Annotated in this window: 16 protein-coding genes; 6 read left to right on the plus strand and 10 right to left on the minus strand. The window is 61.0% G+C overall.

Going from position 1 to position 14,658, the window contains the following annotated elements; all coding sequences use genetic code 11:
* Window positions 1–70: 70 nt before the first annotated feature.
* Window positions 71–1,099, minus strand: coding sequence for an amino acid ABC transporter substrate-binding protein (locus LLJ08_RS15295; protein ID WP_041014757.1), 1,029 nt, complete (start codon window positions 1,097–1,099; stop codon window positions 71–73).
* A gap of 339 nt (window positions 1,100–1,438) precedes the next feature.
* Here LLJ08_RS15295 and LLJ08_RS15300 point away from each other — a divergent pair, with 339 nt between their 5' ends.
* The 3 genes from LLJ08_RS15300 (at window position 1,439) to LLJ08_RS15310 (ending at window position 4,119) form a co-directional block, all read left to right on the plus strand.
* A complete protein-coding gene (locus LLJ08_RS15300) occupies window positions 1,439–2,110 on the plus strand; it encodes an alpha/beta hydrolase (protein ID WP_090519177.1) in 672 nt (223 codons plus the stop codon).
* Between the two features lie 286 nt (window positions 2,111–2,396).
* Window positions 2,397–3,824: an ATP-dependent RNA helicase RhlB gene (gene rhlB / locus LLJ08_RS15305; RefSeq protein ID WP_228207397.1), complete on the plus strand. Its 1,428-nt coding sequence runs from the start codon at window positions 2,397–2,399 to the stop codon at window positions 3,822–3,824.
* A 130-nt stretch (window positions 3,825–3,954) separates the two neighbouring features.
* Window positions 3,955–4,119, plus strand: coding sequence for a hypothetical protein (locus LLJ08_RS15310; RefSeq protein WP_185749567.1), 165 nt, complete (start codon window positions 3,955–3,957; stop codon window positions 4,117–4,119).
* A gap of 4 nt (window positions 4,120–4,123) precedes the next feature.
* Here the strand turns inward: LLJ08_RS15310 and moaE are convergent, their stop codons facing one another.
* The 5 genes from moaE to dmeF form a co-directional block, all read right to left on the minus strand.
* Window positions 4,124–4,582, minus strand: a complete 459-nt coding sequence (gene moaE / locus LLJ08_RS15315; RefSeq protein ID WP_228207398.1) for a molybdopterin synthase catalytic subunit MoaE — start codon at window positions 4,580–4,582, stop codon at window positions 4,124–4,126.
* Between the two features lie 2 nt (window positions 4,583–4,584).
* Window positions 4,585–4,833 carry a MoaD/ThiS family protein gene (locus LLJ08_RS15320; protein ID WP_228207399.1) on the minus strand — a complete coding sequence of 83 codons (249 nt, stop codon included), beginning with the start codon at window positions 4,831–4,833 and terminating at the stop codon, window positions 4,585–4,587.
* The gene (gene moaC / locus LLJ08_RS15325) at window positions 4,830–5,300 is read right to left on the minus strand and encodes a cyclic pyranopterin monophosphate synthase MoaC (protein ID WP_014821260.1); all 471 of its coding nucleotides are present in this window, start codon (window positions 5,298–5,300) and stop codon (window positions 4,830–4,832) included. The genes LLJ08_RS15320 and moaC overlap by 4 nt, the downstream gene beginning before the upstream one ends.
* Before the next feature lie 100 nt (window positions 5,301–5,400).
* Window positions 5,401–6,789: a PhoH family protein gene (locus LLJ08_RS15330; RefSeq protein ID WP_042928554.1), complete on the minus strand. Its 1,389-nt coding sequence runs from the start codon at window positions 6,787–6,789 to the stop codon at window positions 5,401–5,403.
* Between the two features lie 259 nt (window positions 6,790–7,048).
* Complete coding sequence (gene dmeF / locus LLJ08_RS15335) at window positions 7,049–8,053, minus strand: CDF family Co(II)/Ni(II) efflux transporter DmeF (RefSeq protein ID WP_228207400.1); 1,005 nt, start codon at window positions 8,051–8,053, stop codon at window positions 7,049–7,051.
* A 134-nt stretch (window positions 8,054–8,187) separates the two neighbouring features.
* Here dmeF and yaaA point away from each other — a divergent pair, with 134 nt between their 5' ends.
* Window positions 8,188–8,967: a peroxide stress protein YaaA gene (yaaA, locus tag LLJ08_RS15340; RefSeq protein WP_228207401.1), complete on the plus strand. Its 780-nt coding sequence runs from the start codon at window positions 8,188–8,190 to the stop codon at window positions 8,965–8,967.
* 456 nt (window positions 8,968–9,423) lie between these two features.
* Here the strand turns inward: yaaA and LLJ08_RS15345 are convergent, their stop codons facing one another.
* On the minus strand, window positions 9,424–9,567 hold the full coding sequence (locus LLJ08_RS15345) for a hypothetical protein (RefSeq protein ID WP_228207402.1): 144 nt from the start codon (window positions 9,565–9,567) through the stop codon (window positions 9,424–9,426).
* 187 nt (window positions 9,568–9,754) lie between these two features.
* Between LLJ08_RS15345 and LLJ08_RS15350 the strand changes: the two genes are divergently transcribed.
* Both LLJ08_RS15350 and LLJ08_RS15355 read left to right on the plus strand, forming a co-directional pair.
* On the plus strand, window positions 9,755–11,200 hold the full coding sequence (locus LLJ08_RS15350; protein WP_228207403.1) for a mannose-1-phosphate guanylyltransferase/mannose-6-phosphate isomerase: 1,446 nt from the start codon (window positions 9,755–9,757) through the stop codon (window positions 11,198–11,200).
* Between the two features lie 329 nt (window positions 11,201–11,529).
* The gene (locus LLJ08_RS15355) at window positions 11,530–11,751 is read left to right on the plus strand and encodes a hypothetical protein (protein ID WP_014821265.1); all 222 of its coding nucleotides are present in this window, start codon (window positions 11,530–11,532) and stop codon (window positions 11,749–11,751) included.
* Between the two features lie 80 nt (window positions 11,752–11,831).
* On the opposite strand, the gene LLJ08_RS15360 is transcribed toward LLJ08_RS15355, so the two are convergent.
* Genes LLJ08_RS15360 through purU form a run of 3 tightly spaced genes read right to left on the minus strand, consistent with a single transcriptional unit; the run spans window position 11,832 to window position 14,413 of the window.
* Complete coding sequence (locus LLJ08_RS15360; RefSeq protein ID WP_228207404.1) at window positions 11,832–13,307, minus strand: helicase HerA-like domain-containing protein; 1,476 nt, start codon at window positions 13,305–13,307, stop codon at window positions 11,832–11,834.
* Entirely contained in the window at window positions 13,307–13,546 is a 240-nt protein-coding gene (locus tag LLJ08_RS15365) for a hypothetical protein (RefSeq protein ID WP_228207405.1), read from the minus strand. Before LLJ08_RS15365 ends, LLJ08_RS15360 begins: the two co-directional genes overlap by 1 nt.
* A gap of 15 nt (window positions 13,547–13,561) precedes the next feature.
* Window positions 13,562–14,413 (minus strand): formyltetrahydrofolate deformylase, encoded by an 852-nt coding sequence (gene purU, locus LLJ08_RS15370; RefSeq protein WP_023446811.1) that lies wholly within the window; start codon window positions 14,411–14,413, stop codon window positions 13,562–13,564.
* Between the last annotated feature and the right edge of the window lie 245 nt (window positions 14,414–14,658).

A 14,658-nucleotide genomic window follows, 5' to 3' on the forward strand; every position in this document is an offset into this window, starting at 1 on the left:
CGGCGCGTTGTGCGCGCCGGCGGCACTTCTCCCTTTGGAAAACGGGGCCGGTGTAGCCGGCCCCGCTTGGTCAACGTACCGGCGGGGCGTACTGCACGCCGCCGTTGTTCCACAGGGCATTGAGGCCACGTTCGATCTTCAGCTCGCTGCCGGCGCCGACGTTTCGATCGAAGATCTCGCCATAGTTACCGACCTGCTTGACGATCTGCACCGCCCAGTCCTTCGGCAGCTTCAGATCCTTGCCATATTCCCCCTCCACACCCAGCAGGCGGGCGACGTCAGGATTCTTGGTGCTCTTGGCCTTTTCTTCGACGTTTGCCGAAGTGATGCCCAATTCCTCGGCGTTGAGCATGGCGAACAGGGTCCAACGCACGATATCGAACCATTCCTCATCGCCTTGGCGGACCGCCGGGCCGAGGGGCTCCTTGGATATCACTTCGGGTAGCACTACGTAGTCATCAGGCTTTGCCAGCTTGATGCGCTGGGCGTAGAGCTGCGACTGGTCGGAAGTGAGCACGTCGCAGCGGCCCGACTCCAGTGACTTGGCGCTTTCGTCCGAGGTGTCGTAGGTGATGGGGGTGTACTTCAGGTTGTTGGCGCGGAAATAGTCGGAGAGATTGAGTTCGGTAGTCGTGCCTGCCTGAATGCAGACAGTCGCGCCATCCAGCTCCTTGGCACTTTTAACGCCCAGCTCCTTGTTCACCAGGAAGCCTTGACCGTCGTAATAGGTCACGCCGGTGAAATTCAGGCCCATCGCCGCATCACGCGAGCTGGTCCAGGTGGTGTTGCGCGACAGCATGTCCACTTCACCGGATTGCAGCGCGGTGAAGCGCTCCTTGGCGGTCAACGGACTGTACTTGACCTTACTGGCGTCACCGAACACGGCCGCGGCCACCGCGCGACAGACATCCACGTCGATCCCCAAGTATTGCCCCTTTGCATCGGCGTAGGAAAAGCCCGGAAGGCCATCACTGATGCCGCACTGCACGAATCCTTTCTTCTGCACTGCATCGAGGGTCGCCCCCGCTTGCGCCAGCCCGCTGACTCCCAGCAGTGACGCTGCACCCAGCGCAGCCAGTGTGGATTTCACCCTAATCATCGAAACCTCCAGTTTGCTTTCTTATTCTCGGGTTCGGGCCTGTTGCCCCTCGATGCGTAACCGGCAGCAGCGAAGCGGCGCAGCCTGACCTGAGTCTAGTCGTCCGTGGATGATCGGCAATGTTCTTTGTGCCATTACCTCGACTCGCTCATGCGAGCCGCTCCCTTCTGAGTCGAACTGAACTTAGCAAGGCGCGTACCAGCTCATCCGGCAATGAGCTGGATACGCCAGGTTGCGGGTTCTATCGAAGTGCGCGAGCGGGTAACCTCGCGCCACTCCCTCGCCGGTGGCACGTAATGCCCCAAGACGAGGCAACTTGCCCCCAACTGGAGCCGATCTATGAGCGAACCATTGATCCTCGAACCCAATGGCATTGCCGATGCGTGCATCATCTGGCTGCATGGCCTGGGCGCTGATCGCTATGACTTCCTACCTGTGGCCGAAGCGCTGCAGCAGAAGCTTCATAGCACTCGCTTCGTTCTGCCGCAGGCACCGACGCGTCCGGTAACCATCAACGGTGGCTGGAGCATGCCCAGCTGGTACGACATCCTGGCCATGAGCCCAGCCCGCGCGATCGATCGCGAGCAACTCGAGGCATCAGCGCAACAGGTCATCGGTCTGATCGAAGCACAGCGTGACGCGGGCATCGATCCGGCACGCATCTTTCTCGCCGGTTTCTCCCAAGGCGGCGCGGTGGTGCTGCATACGGCATTTCTGCGCTGGCAGGGCCCGCTGGGCGGCGTCATCGCACTGTCCACCTATGCCCCGACATTTGCCGAGCGCCTCGAGCTTTCCGATGATGTCCGGCGCTATCCGGCGCTATGCCTGCATGGCAGCCGCGATGATGTAGTGCCGCCTGCGATGGGCCGTGCCGCCTATCAGTGCCTGCATGACGCCGGCGTCAATGTCACTTGGCGCGAGTACCCGATGAGCCACGAGGTGCTCCCGGAGGAAATCCGCGACATCGGCAACTGGCTCGCACCTTTGCTTGGCGAAGATGCCGCCTCCTGAGCACCAGCTCCGGTTGCCTGTTCATCAAAGGAAGGATGGGCGGCGCGCTTGACCGTCCGCCACCTGGCAGGCTCAAGCGCGGCCAGCATCCTGCCACGCTTGAACCTGGCATCAGGCACGGCCATGCCCCAAGGCCCTGACCGGGCCCGCGCGGTATCGCACAACAATACTCCAGGCGCGAGTGCGCCCGCTGGAAGTCAAGCCTTCCCGTGCGCGAGGCTTCGCCATGCATGCGTCTTGCATTACACTGGCGCGCGACACTTTCCTAATAAATGACGAGAAGACCGTGCTCAAAGCACTCAAGAAAATCTTTGGCAAGGCCCCGGATGTACGGGCCAGCGCAGCCGATGACGTGCTCGCCGCCGACCACGAGGGCCAACACAGCGCCCCTCAGCAAGCAACGACGCCTGATTCTCAACCCAAGCCGCAGACCGCTGAGCGCGCCGCCGAAAAGCCGCGCCGTCAACGCAGCAGCAAGCCGCCAAAACCCGCCGCTCCGGCGTGGAAGCTGGAGGACTTCGAGGTCGAAGCGGCCGAAGGCAAGACCCGCTTCCACGACTTCAAGCTCGCACCCGAGCTGATGCACGCAATTCATGACCTGGGTTTTCCCTACTGCACGCCGATCCAGGCCCAGGTGCTCGGCTATACCCTCGCCGGCAGAGACGCCATTGGCCGCGCCCAGACCGGCACTGGCAAGACGGCTGCGTTTCTCATCTCCACCATCACACAGCTGCTCGACACTCCACCGCCGCGGGACCGCTATATGGGCGAACCCCGCGCACTGATCATCGCGCCGACCCGTGAACTCGTGGTGCAGATCGCCAACGACGCGCTGGACCTGACCAAGTACACCAACCTGAACGTGATGAGCTTCGTCGGCGGCATGGACTTCGACAAGCAGCTCAAGCTGCTGGAATCGAAATTCTGCGACATCCTGGTTGCCACGCCCGGGCGCTTGCTGGATTTCAACCAGCGCGGCGAGGTGCATCTGGACATGGTCGAGGTGATGGTGCTGGATGAAGCCGATCGTATGCTCGACATGGGCTTCATTCCGCAGGTCCGCCAGATCATCCGGCAGACGCCGCCCAAGAGCGAGCGCCAAACCCTGCTGTTCTCAGCCACGTTCACCGATGACGTGATGAACCTGGCGCAGCAGTGGACGACCAATCCCGCCATCGTCGAGATCGAACCGGAAAACGTCGCCAGCGACACCGTAGAACAGCACGTATTCGCCGTGGCCGGCAGTGACAAGTACAAGCTGCTGTACAACCTGATCACCCAGAATGACTGGACGCGAGTGATGGTCTTCGCCAACCGCAAGGATGAAGTGCGGCGCATCGAGGAACGCCTGACCCGGGACGGCATCAGCGCCGCGCAGATGTCCGGCGACGTGCCGCAGCACAAGCGCATCCGCACGCTGGAAGGTTTCCGCGAGGGCAAGATTCGGGTACTGGTGGCGACCGATGTCGCCGGTCGAGGCATCCATGTCGACGGCATCAGCCACGTGATCAACTTTACGCTGCCGGAAGACCCGGATGACTACGTGCACCGCATCGGCCGCACCGGCCGTGCCGGCACCAGCGGCACGTCGATCAGCTTCGCGGGCGAGGACGACTCCTTCGCCCTGCCGCCGATCGAAGCGCTGATTGGCCGCAAGATTCAGTGCGAAATGCCGCCGGCGGAGCTGCTCGCCCCGGTCCCTCATTCGCGCTGAGCCTATTGGGCGCGGCATTCGCCGCGCCCCTGCGACCGTCAATCACCTCCTCCATCAATGACCTGAATCAGGCCTCAACAGAGGTCAAGCGGCTAGAGTGGTAGCAAGATCGGAACTCGAGGAGACATCGATGGACAGCATGCACTGGCTACTGTCGCTAATCGTCATCGGCTTCATCCTGCTCTGCGTAGGTTTCAACTACCGGGACCGGGACTGGGGCGTGGGCCTTCTTGGCCTGGGCGTGCTCACCATGTTCTCGACGCTGGCCTTCAAGATGTACATCACCTTCTATTGACGGCTCAGCCGTTCTCGCTCCAACGCCCAGCCGCGACCTGATCACTCGCGCGGCCCTCCACCCAGCGTGGCCCGGACGGCGTGGTTTCCTTCTTCCAGAACGGCGCCCGCGTCTTCAGATAATCCATCACGAAGCGACATGCATCGAAGGCAGCGTCGCGATGGGCGCTCGCCGCGCCGACGAAGACGATGGGCTCACCTGGCTCCAGGGGCCCGACGCGATGCAGCACGTCGAGCCGCAATAATGGCCAGCGCTGCTCCGCCTCGATAATGATTTTCTCCAGTGCCTTTTCGGTCATCCCCGGCGCATGTTCGAGGAACATTCCGGCGACATCCTGCCCATCATTGAAATCCCTTACGTAACCGACGAACCCGGCGACCGCGCCAATCCCCAGGTTGGCCGCATGCAGCGCATTGAGTTCGGCCCCCGGATCGAACGCTGTCGTCTGTACACGAACCGCCATGCTCAGCCTCCGGTCACGGTGGGAAAGAAAGCGACTTCATCGTCATCGGTGATCGACTCATCAAGACCACAGAGTTCCTGATTACGGGCACACATCAGGTTCTGCTCGGCAAGCACCTCCCAGACACCGCCCCGCGCAAGCAGCTGCTGGCGCACGTCATCCACGTTGGCGAGCGAAGCATCCCACTGCAGGCACTCGCCATCAGTGCCGAGGGTTTCGCGATAACGGGCAAAGAACTGGACGGTAATCATGCCGGCACCTGCCAGTGACCGCTCTTGCCGCCGAGTTTTTCCAGCAGGCGCACGCCTTCGATGACCATGCCGCGATCCACGGCCTTGCACATGTCGTAGATGGTCAGCGCAGCGACGCTGGCAGCGGTCAACGCTTCCATCTCGACACCTGTCTGCCCGGCCAGCTTGCAGGCAGCGCGAATCAGTACGCAGTCTTCACCATCCGCCTGCAGCTCGACCTTGATGCTGGTGAGCAGCAGCGGATGACACAGCGGAATCAGTTCGTAGGTCTTCTTTGCCGCCTGGATGCCGGCGATGCGCGCCACGGCGAAGACATCGCCCTTGGGATGACCACCCTGCTGGATCATTTGCAGGGTCTGCGGCAGCATGCGCACGCGGGCCTCGGCCACGGCTTCGCGCGCGGTCACGGCCTTGTCGGTGACGTCGACCATGCTGGCCCGGCCTTGGGAATCGAGATGGGTGAGCATTCGGCGCTCCTGATCGTAAAATCACGAGTCTACCGCAGCCGCCGGCGATGAACCCGCCCCCCATAAGAGGTACTACCGGGCATCGCCGCACGCGCCTCCGCTACATGTGCGCTTCGGCGTATTCGGCCAGCACCGAACGCGGTACACCCTGCAAGGTGATGTGCACGCCGTGGGAGAAATCCTTGAAGCGCTCGGTCAGGTAAGTAAGCCCCGAACTGGTCGCCGACAGATACGGCGTGTCGATCTGCGCCAGATTGCCCAGACAGACCACCTTCGAGCCGTTGCCCGCGCGGGTGATGATGGTCTTCATCTGGTGCGGCGTGAGGTTCTGGCACTCGTCGATCAGGATCAGGCTCTGCTGGAAGCTGCGCCCGCGGATGTAGTTCAGCGATTTAAACTGCAGCGGCACCTTTTGCAGGATGTAGTCGATGCTGCCGTGGGTGTTCTCGTCCTCCATGTGCAGCGCTTCGAGGTTATCGGTGATTGCACCCAGCCACGGCTCCATCTTCTCGGCCTCGGTGCCGGGCAGAAAGCCGATGTCCTCGTCCAGCCCCTGCACGCTGCGGGTGGCAATGATGCGCCGGTAGCGCTTGCTGACCACGGTCTGCTCGATGGCCGCAGCCAGCGCGAGAATGGTCTTGCCCGAACCGGCGGCGCCGGACAGGTTGACCAGATGGATATCCGGGTCGAGCAAGGCGAACAGCGCCAATGCCTGATGGATGTCCCGCGGGCGCAGGCCCCAGGCTTCTTGATGCAGCAGCGGTTCCTGATGCAGGTCGAGGAGCAGTAGCTCATCGGCCTTGATACCCTTGATCCAGCCAACGAAGCCCTGTTCGTCGATGATGAACTCGTTGATGTGTACCGCGGGAAGGTTGTCGGTCAGCTGCACGCGGTGCCAGGTGCGCCCATGCCCCTGATGGGTCTCGACCTTGCTCACGCGATCCCAGAACGAGCCGCTGACGCTGTGATAGCCGGGGGAAAGCTGGCCGACGTCATCGACCAGCTGATCGGTATGGTAATCCTCCGCCGCTACGCCACAGGCACGCGCCTTCAGGCGCATGTTGATGTCCTTGGTCACCAGCACCACAGGCAAGCCGGGACGCTGTCGGCTCAGCTCGACCACCTGATTGATGATCTTGTTGTCGTTCAGATCCTCCGGCAACGCGTTGGACTCGCCACGCTTGCTCATGAGGATCGAAAGACTGCCGGAAGGCCCGCTCTTGCCGCGCTGGATCGGCACGCCGAGCTCGACCTCTTCCGGTGTGGCGTCACCGAGCAGCTTGTCGATCAATCGGATTGCCTGACGACACTCGGCTGCGACGCTGTGCTTGCCGGCCTTGAGTTGGTCGAGTTCCTCCAGCACGGTCATCGGGATGGCGACCTGATGTTCCTGGAAGTTCAGCAAAGCGTTGGGATCGTGGATCAGTACATTCGTGTCGAGGACGTAGAGCGTGGGCTGGGTCGCGCGAGGTCTGCCGTAGTCATCCATACCGATCACCTTCTTCTGGGGCCAGAAACGAAGAGCCAAAAGCGCTTCGCTGCACAGTAACCGCCATGCGATTCAGGTGAGCGGACGAGGGTAGCCGGTGGATTCGGGGCTGCCCAGGAGCCGCCACCTGTGTCGCAGGGTTCGGCGGTCTGAATTCGGTAATACCGTAAAAGTTATGACAGACAAAAGACTTTTCCGTTGAACTCGACTTTTTTTCACGAATCGACCAAACGGCCTTGGCGCGCGTATTTCAGCCGCGCTATTGTCGATGATCAAGGTGCGCGCTTTCGTCGCAGCGATTCACTTCCACGGTGATGTGCACCAGCTGCGGAAAGCCCTGCAACGCAGCCTTGTAGTGGTCGGCGGTGTGCGCCTGATGCGTCACCAGGCTCAGGATGCAGCTGTATTGCGACCGCCCTACCCGCCACAGATGCAGATCGGTGACCTCGGTATCCGGCACGTCCTGCAGCGCTTCCCGAACCCTGTGCACCAGCGGATCATCCATCTCCCGATCGAGCAGCGCCTTGGCGGTATCGCGCAACAGGCCGCGCGCCCATAAAAGGATCACCAGCGCGCCGACGATACCCATCACCGGGTCCAGCCAGCCCCAGCCGAAGAACTTGCCGCCCAGCAGCGCGATGATCGCAGCCACCGACGTCAGCGCATCAGTCAGCACATGGATGAAGGCGGCGTGCCGATTCAGGTCCTTGCCACCCGAAGCGTGTTCATGCTCATGCGAATGGTCATGCGCGTGCTCGCCGTGACCGTGACCGTGACCGTGACCGTGACCGTGACCGTGACCGTGGTCATGCTGATCCCGCAGCAACCAGGCGGACAGCAGATTCACCAGCAAGCCGATCACGGCGACCATCAACGCTGCATCGAAACCGATCGCGACCGGCGACCAGAGCCGCGACAGCGATTCACCGATCATGAACAGCGCCACGACGACCAGCAGCAAGGCGCTGGTGAAACCGGCCAACACCTCGATCTTCCAGGTTCCGAACGCGAAACGCTGGTCCGCCGCGTAGCGCCGAGCCAGCAGATACGCCAACGCCGCCAGGCCGATGGCTACCATGTGCGAGGCCATATGCCAGCCGTCCGCCAGCAACGCCATGGAGTTGAACCAGTATCCGGCGATGATCTCCACCAACATGGTCAAGCCGGTCAGAATGACCACCGCCCAGGTCTGACGCTCGGAGTTGCGCTCCAGCGGACGGTAGTCGTGAGGTGGTTGCCATTGCGCATGATTGCAGCCAGACATACGAACTCCTTGATTGACGCCTTCCAGCTTGTGCCTTGCCACGCGGGGAAGGTCAACCGTTGCCTATGACCGCCATAGCTGGAGCCGCTCCGCTCGTACCCCTACAATCGCGCCATCAGACAGGAGACCCGTACATGCTGATGGTGATTTCCCCCGCCAAGACGCTCGACTATGAAACACCCTCAATAACCGAACGCTTCACTCAGCCTCAGTACCTGGAGCACTCGCAACTGCTGATCGACCTGTTGCGCGATTACTCCCCAGCGCAGATCAGCGAACTCATGCACCTTTCCGACAAGCTGGCCGCCCTGAACGTCGCGCGCTACGGCAGTTGGACGACTGACTTCACACCGGAGAATGCCAAGCAGGCCCTGCTCGCCTTCAAGGGCGATGTCTACACTGGCCTGAGCGTCGAGGATTTCACCGAGAGCGACCTGCTGTTCGCACAGGAGCATCTGCGCATGCTGTCGGGGCTCTACGGCCTGTTACGGCCGCTGGACCTGATGCAGCCGTATCGGCTGGAAATGGGCACCAAACTGGCCAATCCGCGCGGCAAGGATCTGTACGCATTCTGGGGCGAGCGCATCACTGGCTGGCTGAACGAGGCGCTTGTCGAGCAGGGTGACGATGTCCTGCTGAATCTGGCCTCCAACGAGTACTTCAGCGCGGTCAAACCCGAGGCGTTGAACGCACGGGTCATCAACGTCGACTTCAAGGACATGAAGAACGGCCAATACAAGATCATCTCGTTCTACGCCAAGAAGGCTCGGGGCCTCATGGCACGCTGGGTGATCAAGGAGCGTATCGGCAACCCTGATCAGCTGCCGGAATTCGACTACCAGGGCTACCGCTACAGTCGGGATGATTCGACCAGCGACCGCTTGGTATTCCTGCGCGACGCCGCCGACCAGTAACAACTCAATGCCGGCGGAGGGCCCGTACGGGCTCTACCGCTGCCCTCAGCGACTCCATTAGCGGGTCCGCCCAGCACGTCCCACTGCCTATACCAAGACCTTCCGACCAACCGTCCGCAGTGCCCTGGGCAGATGAGCGCACCTTGAATCCGTTCGCAAAAACTGGCCGATCAACGGTTGCCGAGGCGGGAACTATCCAGCGTGGCTCGCAATCATAAGCGCGTACCGACAATTCCAGGTGGAAAGGGAAGTCGCACATGAACGTGCATTGGGTCATCAATTTCGCAGATCGCTCCGTTCGAGATCGTCAGTCGATCTTGGCGGTAGCGCAACTTCAGACGGCGATACGGCTGATTATCCAGCCCACAGCCGCGGCGTCGAGCAGAGCCTACGCGGCATCTGACACGGCAAACGCCGAGCAAGGCACGAACAGAGGGTTACGGCCATGCAAGCGCATCACTCCCGTTCGACCGACAGGTGCCACACACCGCGCGCGACGATGGCGCTCCTCAGTAGCGCGCCAAACGCCGACCACGAGCGCCCGGTGCAGATGACCATGATCGACATCTCGCCCGATACACATGCGGCCTGAACGGTCACGGTGCGACATCCAGGCGATTAACCAGACAGCAGATTTCAATCTCAAGGCATGCCTTGGGACAGAGTGGATTTCGTCCAGCCAACTGGCGATTCCTCCGACAAAGAACAGCAACAACCCAGGCGCGGCCAAGAGGCCGGCGTCACCGGACAAGTAGAACGACCTTCGAAACGATTCAGGAGAAGCAATATGATCCCGGTTATTCTTTCAGGCGGTAGCGGCTCCCGACTGTGGCCCCTTTCCCGCAAGTCGTTCCCCAAGCAGTTTCTTGCCCTGACCGGCGAGCAGACGTTGTTCCAGCAGACCGTCGAACGCCTGGCGTTCGATGGCATGCAGCAACCGCTGCTGGTCTGCAACAAGGACCACCGTTTCATCGTCAAGGAGCAGCTGGCCGCGCGCAAACTCGGCGTTCAAGGCCTTCTGCTTGAGCCTTTCGGTCGTAACACCGCACCGGCCATTGGGATCGCGGCGATGAAGCTGGTTGAAGAGGGCCGCGACGAGCTACTGCTGGTCCTGCCGGCCGACCACGTCATCGAAGACCAGAAGGCCTTTCAGCGGTCCCTGGCACTGGCGACCAATGCCGCGGAAAACGGCGAGATGGTTCTTTTTGGTGTTCCGCCGACCCGTCCTGAAACCGGTTTCGGTTATATCAAGGCCAGCCAGGACGCCAATCATGGTCTGCCCGATGGCATCAAGCGCGTGGCGCAGTTCGTCGAGAAGCCGGATGAGGCTCGCGCCCAGAGCTATCTGGAGTCAGGTGACTATTTCTGGAACAGCGGCATGTTCCTGTTCCGCGCCAGCGTGTTCTTGGAAGAACTGAAGAAGCACGATCCGGACATCTACGATACCTGCTCGCTCGCTCTGGAGCGCAGCGTGAAGAACGGCGAAGAAGTGCTGATCGACCCCGCCACCTTCGCCTGTTGCCCGGACAACTCCATCGACTATGCAGTGATGGAAAAGACTCAACTGGCTTGCGTAGTGCCCATGTCGGCTGGCTGGAGCGATGTCGGCTCGTGGTCTTCGATCTGGGATGTGCACGAGAAGGACGAGAACGGTAACGTCCTCAAGGGCGACGTGATCGCCGAAGACTCGCGCAACTGCCTGGTACACGGCAACGGCAAACTGGTCACCGTGCTCGGCCTGGAAAACATCGTGGTGGTGGAGACCAAGGACGCCATGATGGTTGCCCACAAGGACAAGGTGCAGGACGTCAAGAAGCTGGTCAGCAAGCTCGACGCTCAGGACCGCAGCGAAACCAAGAACCACTGCGCCGTGTACCGCCCTTGGGGCTGGTATGACTCGGTGGACATGGGTGGCCGCTTCCAGGTCAAGCGTATCTGCGTGAACCCAGGGGCCAGCCTCTCCCTGCAGATGCACCACCATCGTGCCGAGCATTGGATCGTTGTTTCCGGTACCGCTCAGGTCACCTGCAACGACAAGACTTTCCTGCTCACCGAGAATCAGTCGACTTATATCCCGATCACTTCAGTGCATCGCCTGGCCAACCCTGGGAAAATTCCGCTGGAGATCATCGAAGTCCAGTCCGGCAGCTATCTGGGTGAAGACGACATCGAGCGCTTTGATGACGTTTACGGCCGCGCCGAACAGAGCAACGAAGCCAAAGTTTCCCGTTAATGTTCGCCAAGTAACGAGAGGAAAGCCCGCTTCGGCGGGTTTTTCTTTGCTCGATTTCTGGCTCTGAGCGCACCTGAAAGCGCATACTTGCGAAAATCCGTGTAGCGCCTTGCCGCAAACGTAGTATCAATGCCACAGATAACCTGGTTTTTTTGAACTACTGCTCGAATCTGCCGCCTGCCAGGTAATTGCTTAAACCTTTTCGGTTGACCTCCAGTCTCACGCACATAAGCTCGACTCTGTTGCAACTGAAAACTTCGGTTACAACCAAAGACGCGTCATTCATTTCAGAGGCGTCTTAATTCAAACTAGAAAAACAGGATCCTTACGTGACGAAAGACGAACTGCGCGCCGAACTTGAGCGCCAGGCGCAGCGCTTTACCAATGTCTATGGTGGTGAAATTACGACTTACGCGGCTGAACGCGAACCCGAGCGCAAGCCGTGGCGCAAGAAACCCACTGTGCTTGATCAAGTGTTTCAGCGGGAACTGCAGAAGCTCGAACAGGAAAAACATGCCGATTGTGAAAGCGCGGCAACTGGGCAAGCCTGATCCTGACCCCCGTGCAGGTCAGGAAGTCAACTAGCGCAGCCAATACAAACAGCACTAGTGAACTGAAGAGCGCCAATAAGTCAGCGCTTACCGCCGAGTAACGAGCCGAGCAACCCTCTGGCCAACTGACGCCCCAACTGACTGGCAGCCTGGCTCAACGCACTTTTGACGACTCGTCCGGCCAGATCCCCCAGATCGCTGCCTGCACTGCTCTTGCCTCGTGCAGGCTTCTCGACCGGACGCTCAGCCTCCTCGACTGCCTGCATGGCCCGAGCACTCAGTATTTCGTAGGCCGACTCACGGTCGACGGGCTTGTCATAACGGCCACGCAAGCTGGACCTCGCGATAAGCTGCATGCGCTCAGCCTCACTCAGCGGCCCCACTCGCGACTGTGGCGGCGCGATCGAGACTCGCTGCACCATCGCCGGCGTGCCTTTCGCCTCGAGCCCACCGACCAGGGCCTCGCCGATGCCCAACTGGGTCAGCACATCCAGCGTCGCAAAGTCCGGGTTCGCACGAAATCCGTCAGCCACCGAGCGCAGTGCTTTCTGCTCCTTGACGGTGTATGCCCGCAAACCATGCTGGATTCGCAGCCCCAGCTGCGCCAGTACCTGGTCAGGCAGATCGGCTGGGGACTGAGTGACGAAATAGACGCCAACACCTTTCGAACGAATCAGCCGCACCACCTGCACCAGCCGGTCCTGCAACGCCTTGGGCGTATCGCCAAACAGCAGGTGCGCCTCATCGAAGAACAGGGCCAGCAAAGGCTTGTCGGCATCGCCCCGCTCCGGAAGCTGCTCGAACAGTTCGGCAAGCAGCCATAGCAGGAAGGTCGCATAAACCTTGGGCGCCTCATGCACCAGTACGCTGGCATCGAGCAGATGGATGGGACCTCGGCCGTCCGCCGCGGGGTGCAACAGATCCTCGAGTTGCAGCGCTGGCTCACCGAACAGCGCCTCGGCGCCCTGCTGTTCGAGCGTTGCCAGGCGTCGCAGCAGGGCCTGTGACGATGCACCGGTGAACAATGCACTGTCCTCACCGAGCAACTGCGGCTCAGCCTTGAGGTGCGCCAGCAGCGCCTTGAGGTCCTTCAGATCGAGTAGCAGCAGGCCTTCGCGGTCTGCCACCTTGAACGCCGCGTACAAAGCGGCCTGCTGGCTGTCGGTGAGCTGCAGCAGGCTTCCCAGCAGCAGCGGCCCCATCTCGCTCAACGTAGTACGCAGCGGATGGCCGCTACGACCATGCACGTCCCACAGGGTCACCGGGTATGCCTGCGGCTGATGGTCCAGCCAGGGCATGCTGGCGATCCGCTCGGCGATCTTGCCCTGCGGTGCACCGGCAGCACCCAGGCCACAGAGATCGCCCTTGATGTCGGCAGCGAACACGGCAACTCCGGCATCGCTGAACTGCTCGGCCAGACGTTGCAAGGTCACTGTCTTGCCGGTGCCGGTGGCTCCGGCAATCAACCCGTGCCGATTGGCCAGGCGCAGGGACTGGCTGTTCGGTTCACCCGTCGCATCAGCGCCGAGTACCAGACGATCGATTGCAGCCTTCATCAACCCGCCTCCTTGTCGTGCTCGCGCGCTCCGGATGGGGCGCTCTCGTCGGCCGTCGATGCACTCGATTGCCGACCTGCATTGCTCTGCTCAGCCTGAAGCTCGGCCCATAGCGCTGCGGCATCGGCGAACTCGGCGCCCTGCTCGGGCGACAGCGCCTCAGGATCGTATCGCTGTGTACAACCACTGCCGATGATGGGCGGCGCCTTGGCCGCGGCACGCTCGAGGGGATCGGTCACAGATGCTCCCGGATGTCAGTTGAACACCATCGTCTTGTTGCTGTGTACCAGCACACGGTCCTCCAAGTGATAGCGCAGGCCGCGAGAAAGCACCATCTTCTCTACGTCCTTGCCGAGCCGGACCATGTCCTCGATGCTGTCGCGATGGCTAACGCGCACCACGTCCTGCTCGATGATCGGGCCGGCGTCGAGCTCCTCGGTGACATAGTGACAGGTGGCGCCGATCAGCTTCACGCCGCGCAGCGAGGCCTGGTGATAGGGCTTGGCGCCGACGAAGGACGGCAAAAAGCTGTGATGGATGTTGATCACGCGCTGGGCGAACTCGTCGCACAGCTCGGACGGCAAGATCTGCATGTACCGCGCGAGCACAATCACATCGGCGCGCTGCTCGCGGACCAGGCGGGTGACTTCGGCGAACGCCTCCTGCTTATTGGCGGGGTCGACCGGCACGTGAATGTAGGGAATGCCATGCCATTCGACCATGCTGCGCAGGTCGTCATGGTTGGAAATCACGCAGGGAATGTCGCAGTCCAGCTCGCCGCTGTGCCAACGGTGCAGCAGATCGGCCAGGCAGTGGGATTCGCGACTGGCCATCAGCACCACGCGTTTGCGTTGCTCGGAGTCGGTGACTCGCCACTCCATTGAAAACTCACGAGCGATCGGAGCGAACGCCTGACGGAAACCGTCCAGATCGAAAGGCAGTGAGTCCGCGCGAATCTCGTGACGCATGAAGAACCAACCGCTCTGGTGATCCGAATGATGGTTGGCTTCAGTGATCCAGCCGTTGTAAGTGGCAAGAAAGTTACTGACCTTGGCAACAATGCCAACGCCATCGGGACAGGCAATGACCAGCCTGAAAGTGCGCATCAACGGTTACTCCGACTCAATGGGAAATGCGGCATTCTAGCCCAGCAGACAAAAGCACAGCCATCGCCATTAAGATCGAGGCGCAGCGCCAACTATGCCCGGTGACGCAAACGGCGCGGCTCGCAGTCATCGGATTGTTATGCAAAGCATAAAAACCAATCGAAAAAACTTGTCCGATAAAACAGGCTTTCCGCTTGATTTAAGCCTGCTCACGGCTGCAATAGCAGCTCTTAGCCTGCGTCACA

The sequence above is a fragment of the Stutzerimonas chloritidismutans genome, assembly GCF_020783375.1.
GTDB lineage: Bacteria > Pseudomonadota > Gammaproteobacteria > Pseudomonadales > Pseudomonadaceae > Stutzerimonas > Stutzerimonas kunmingensis.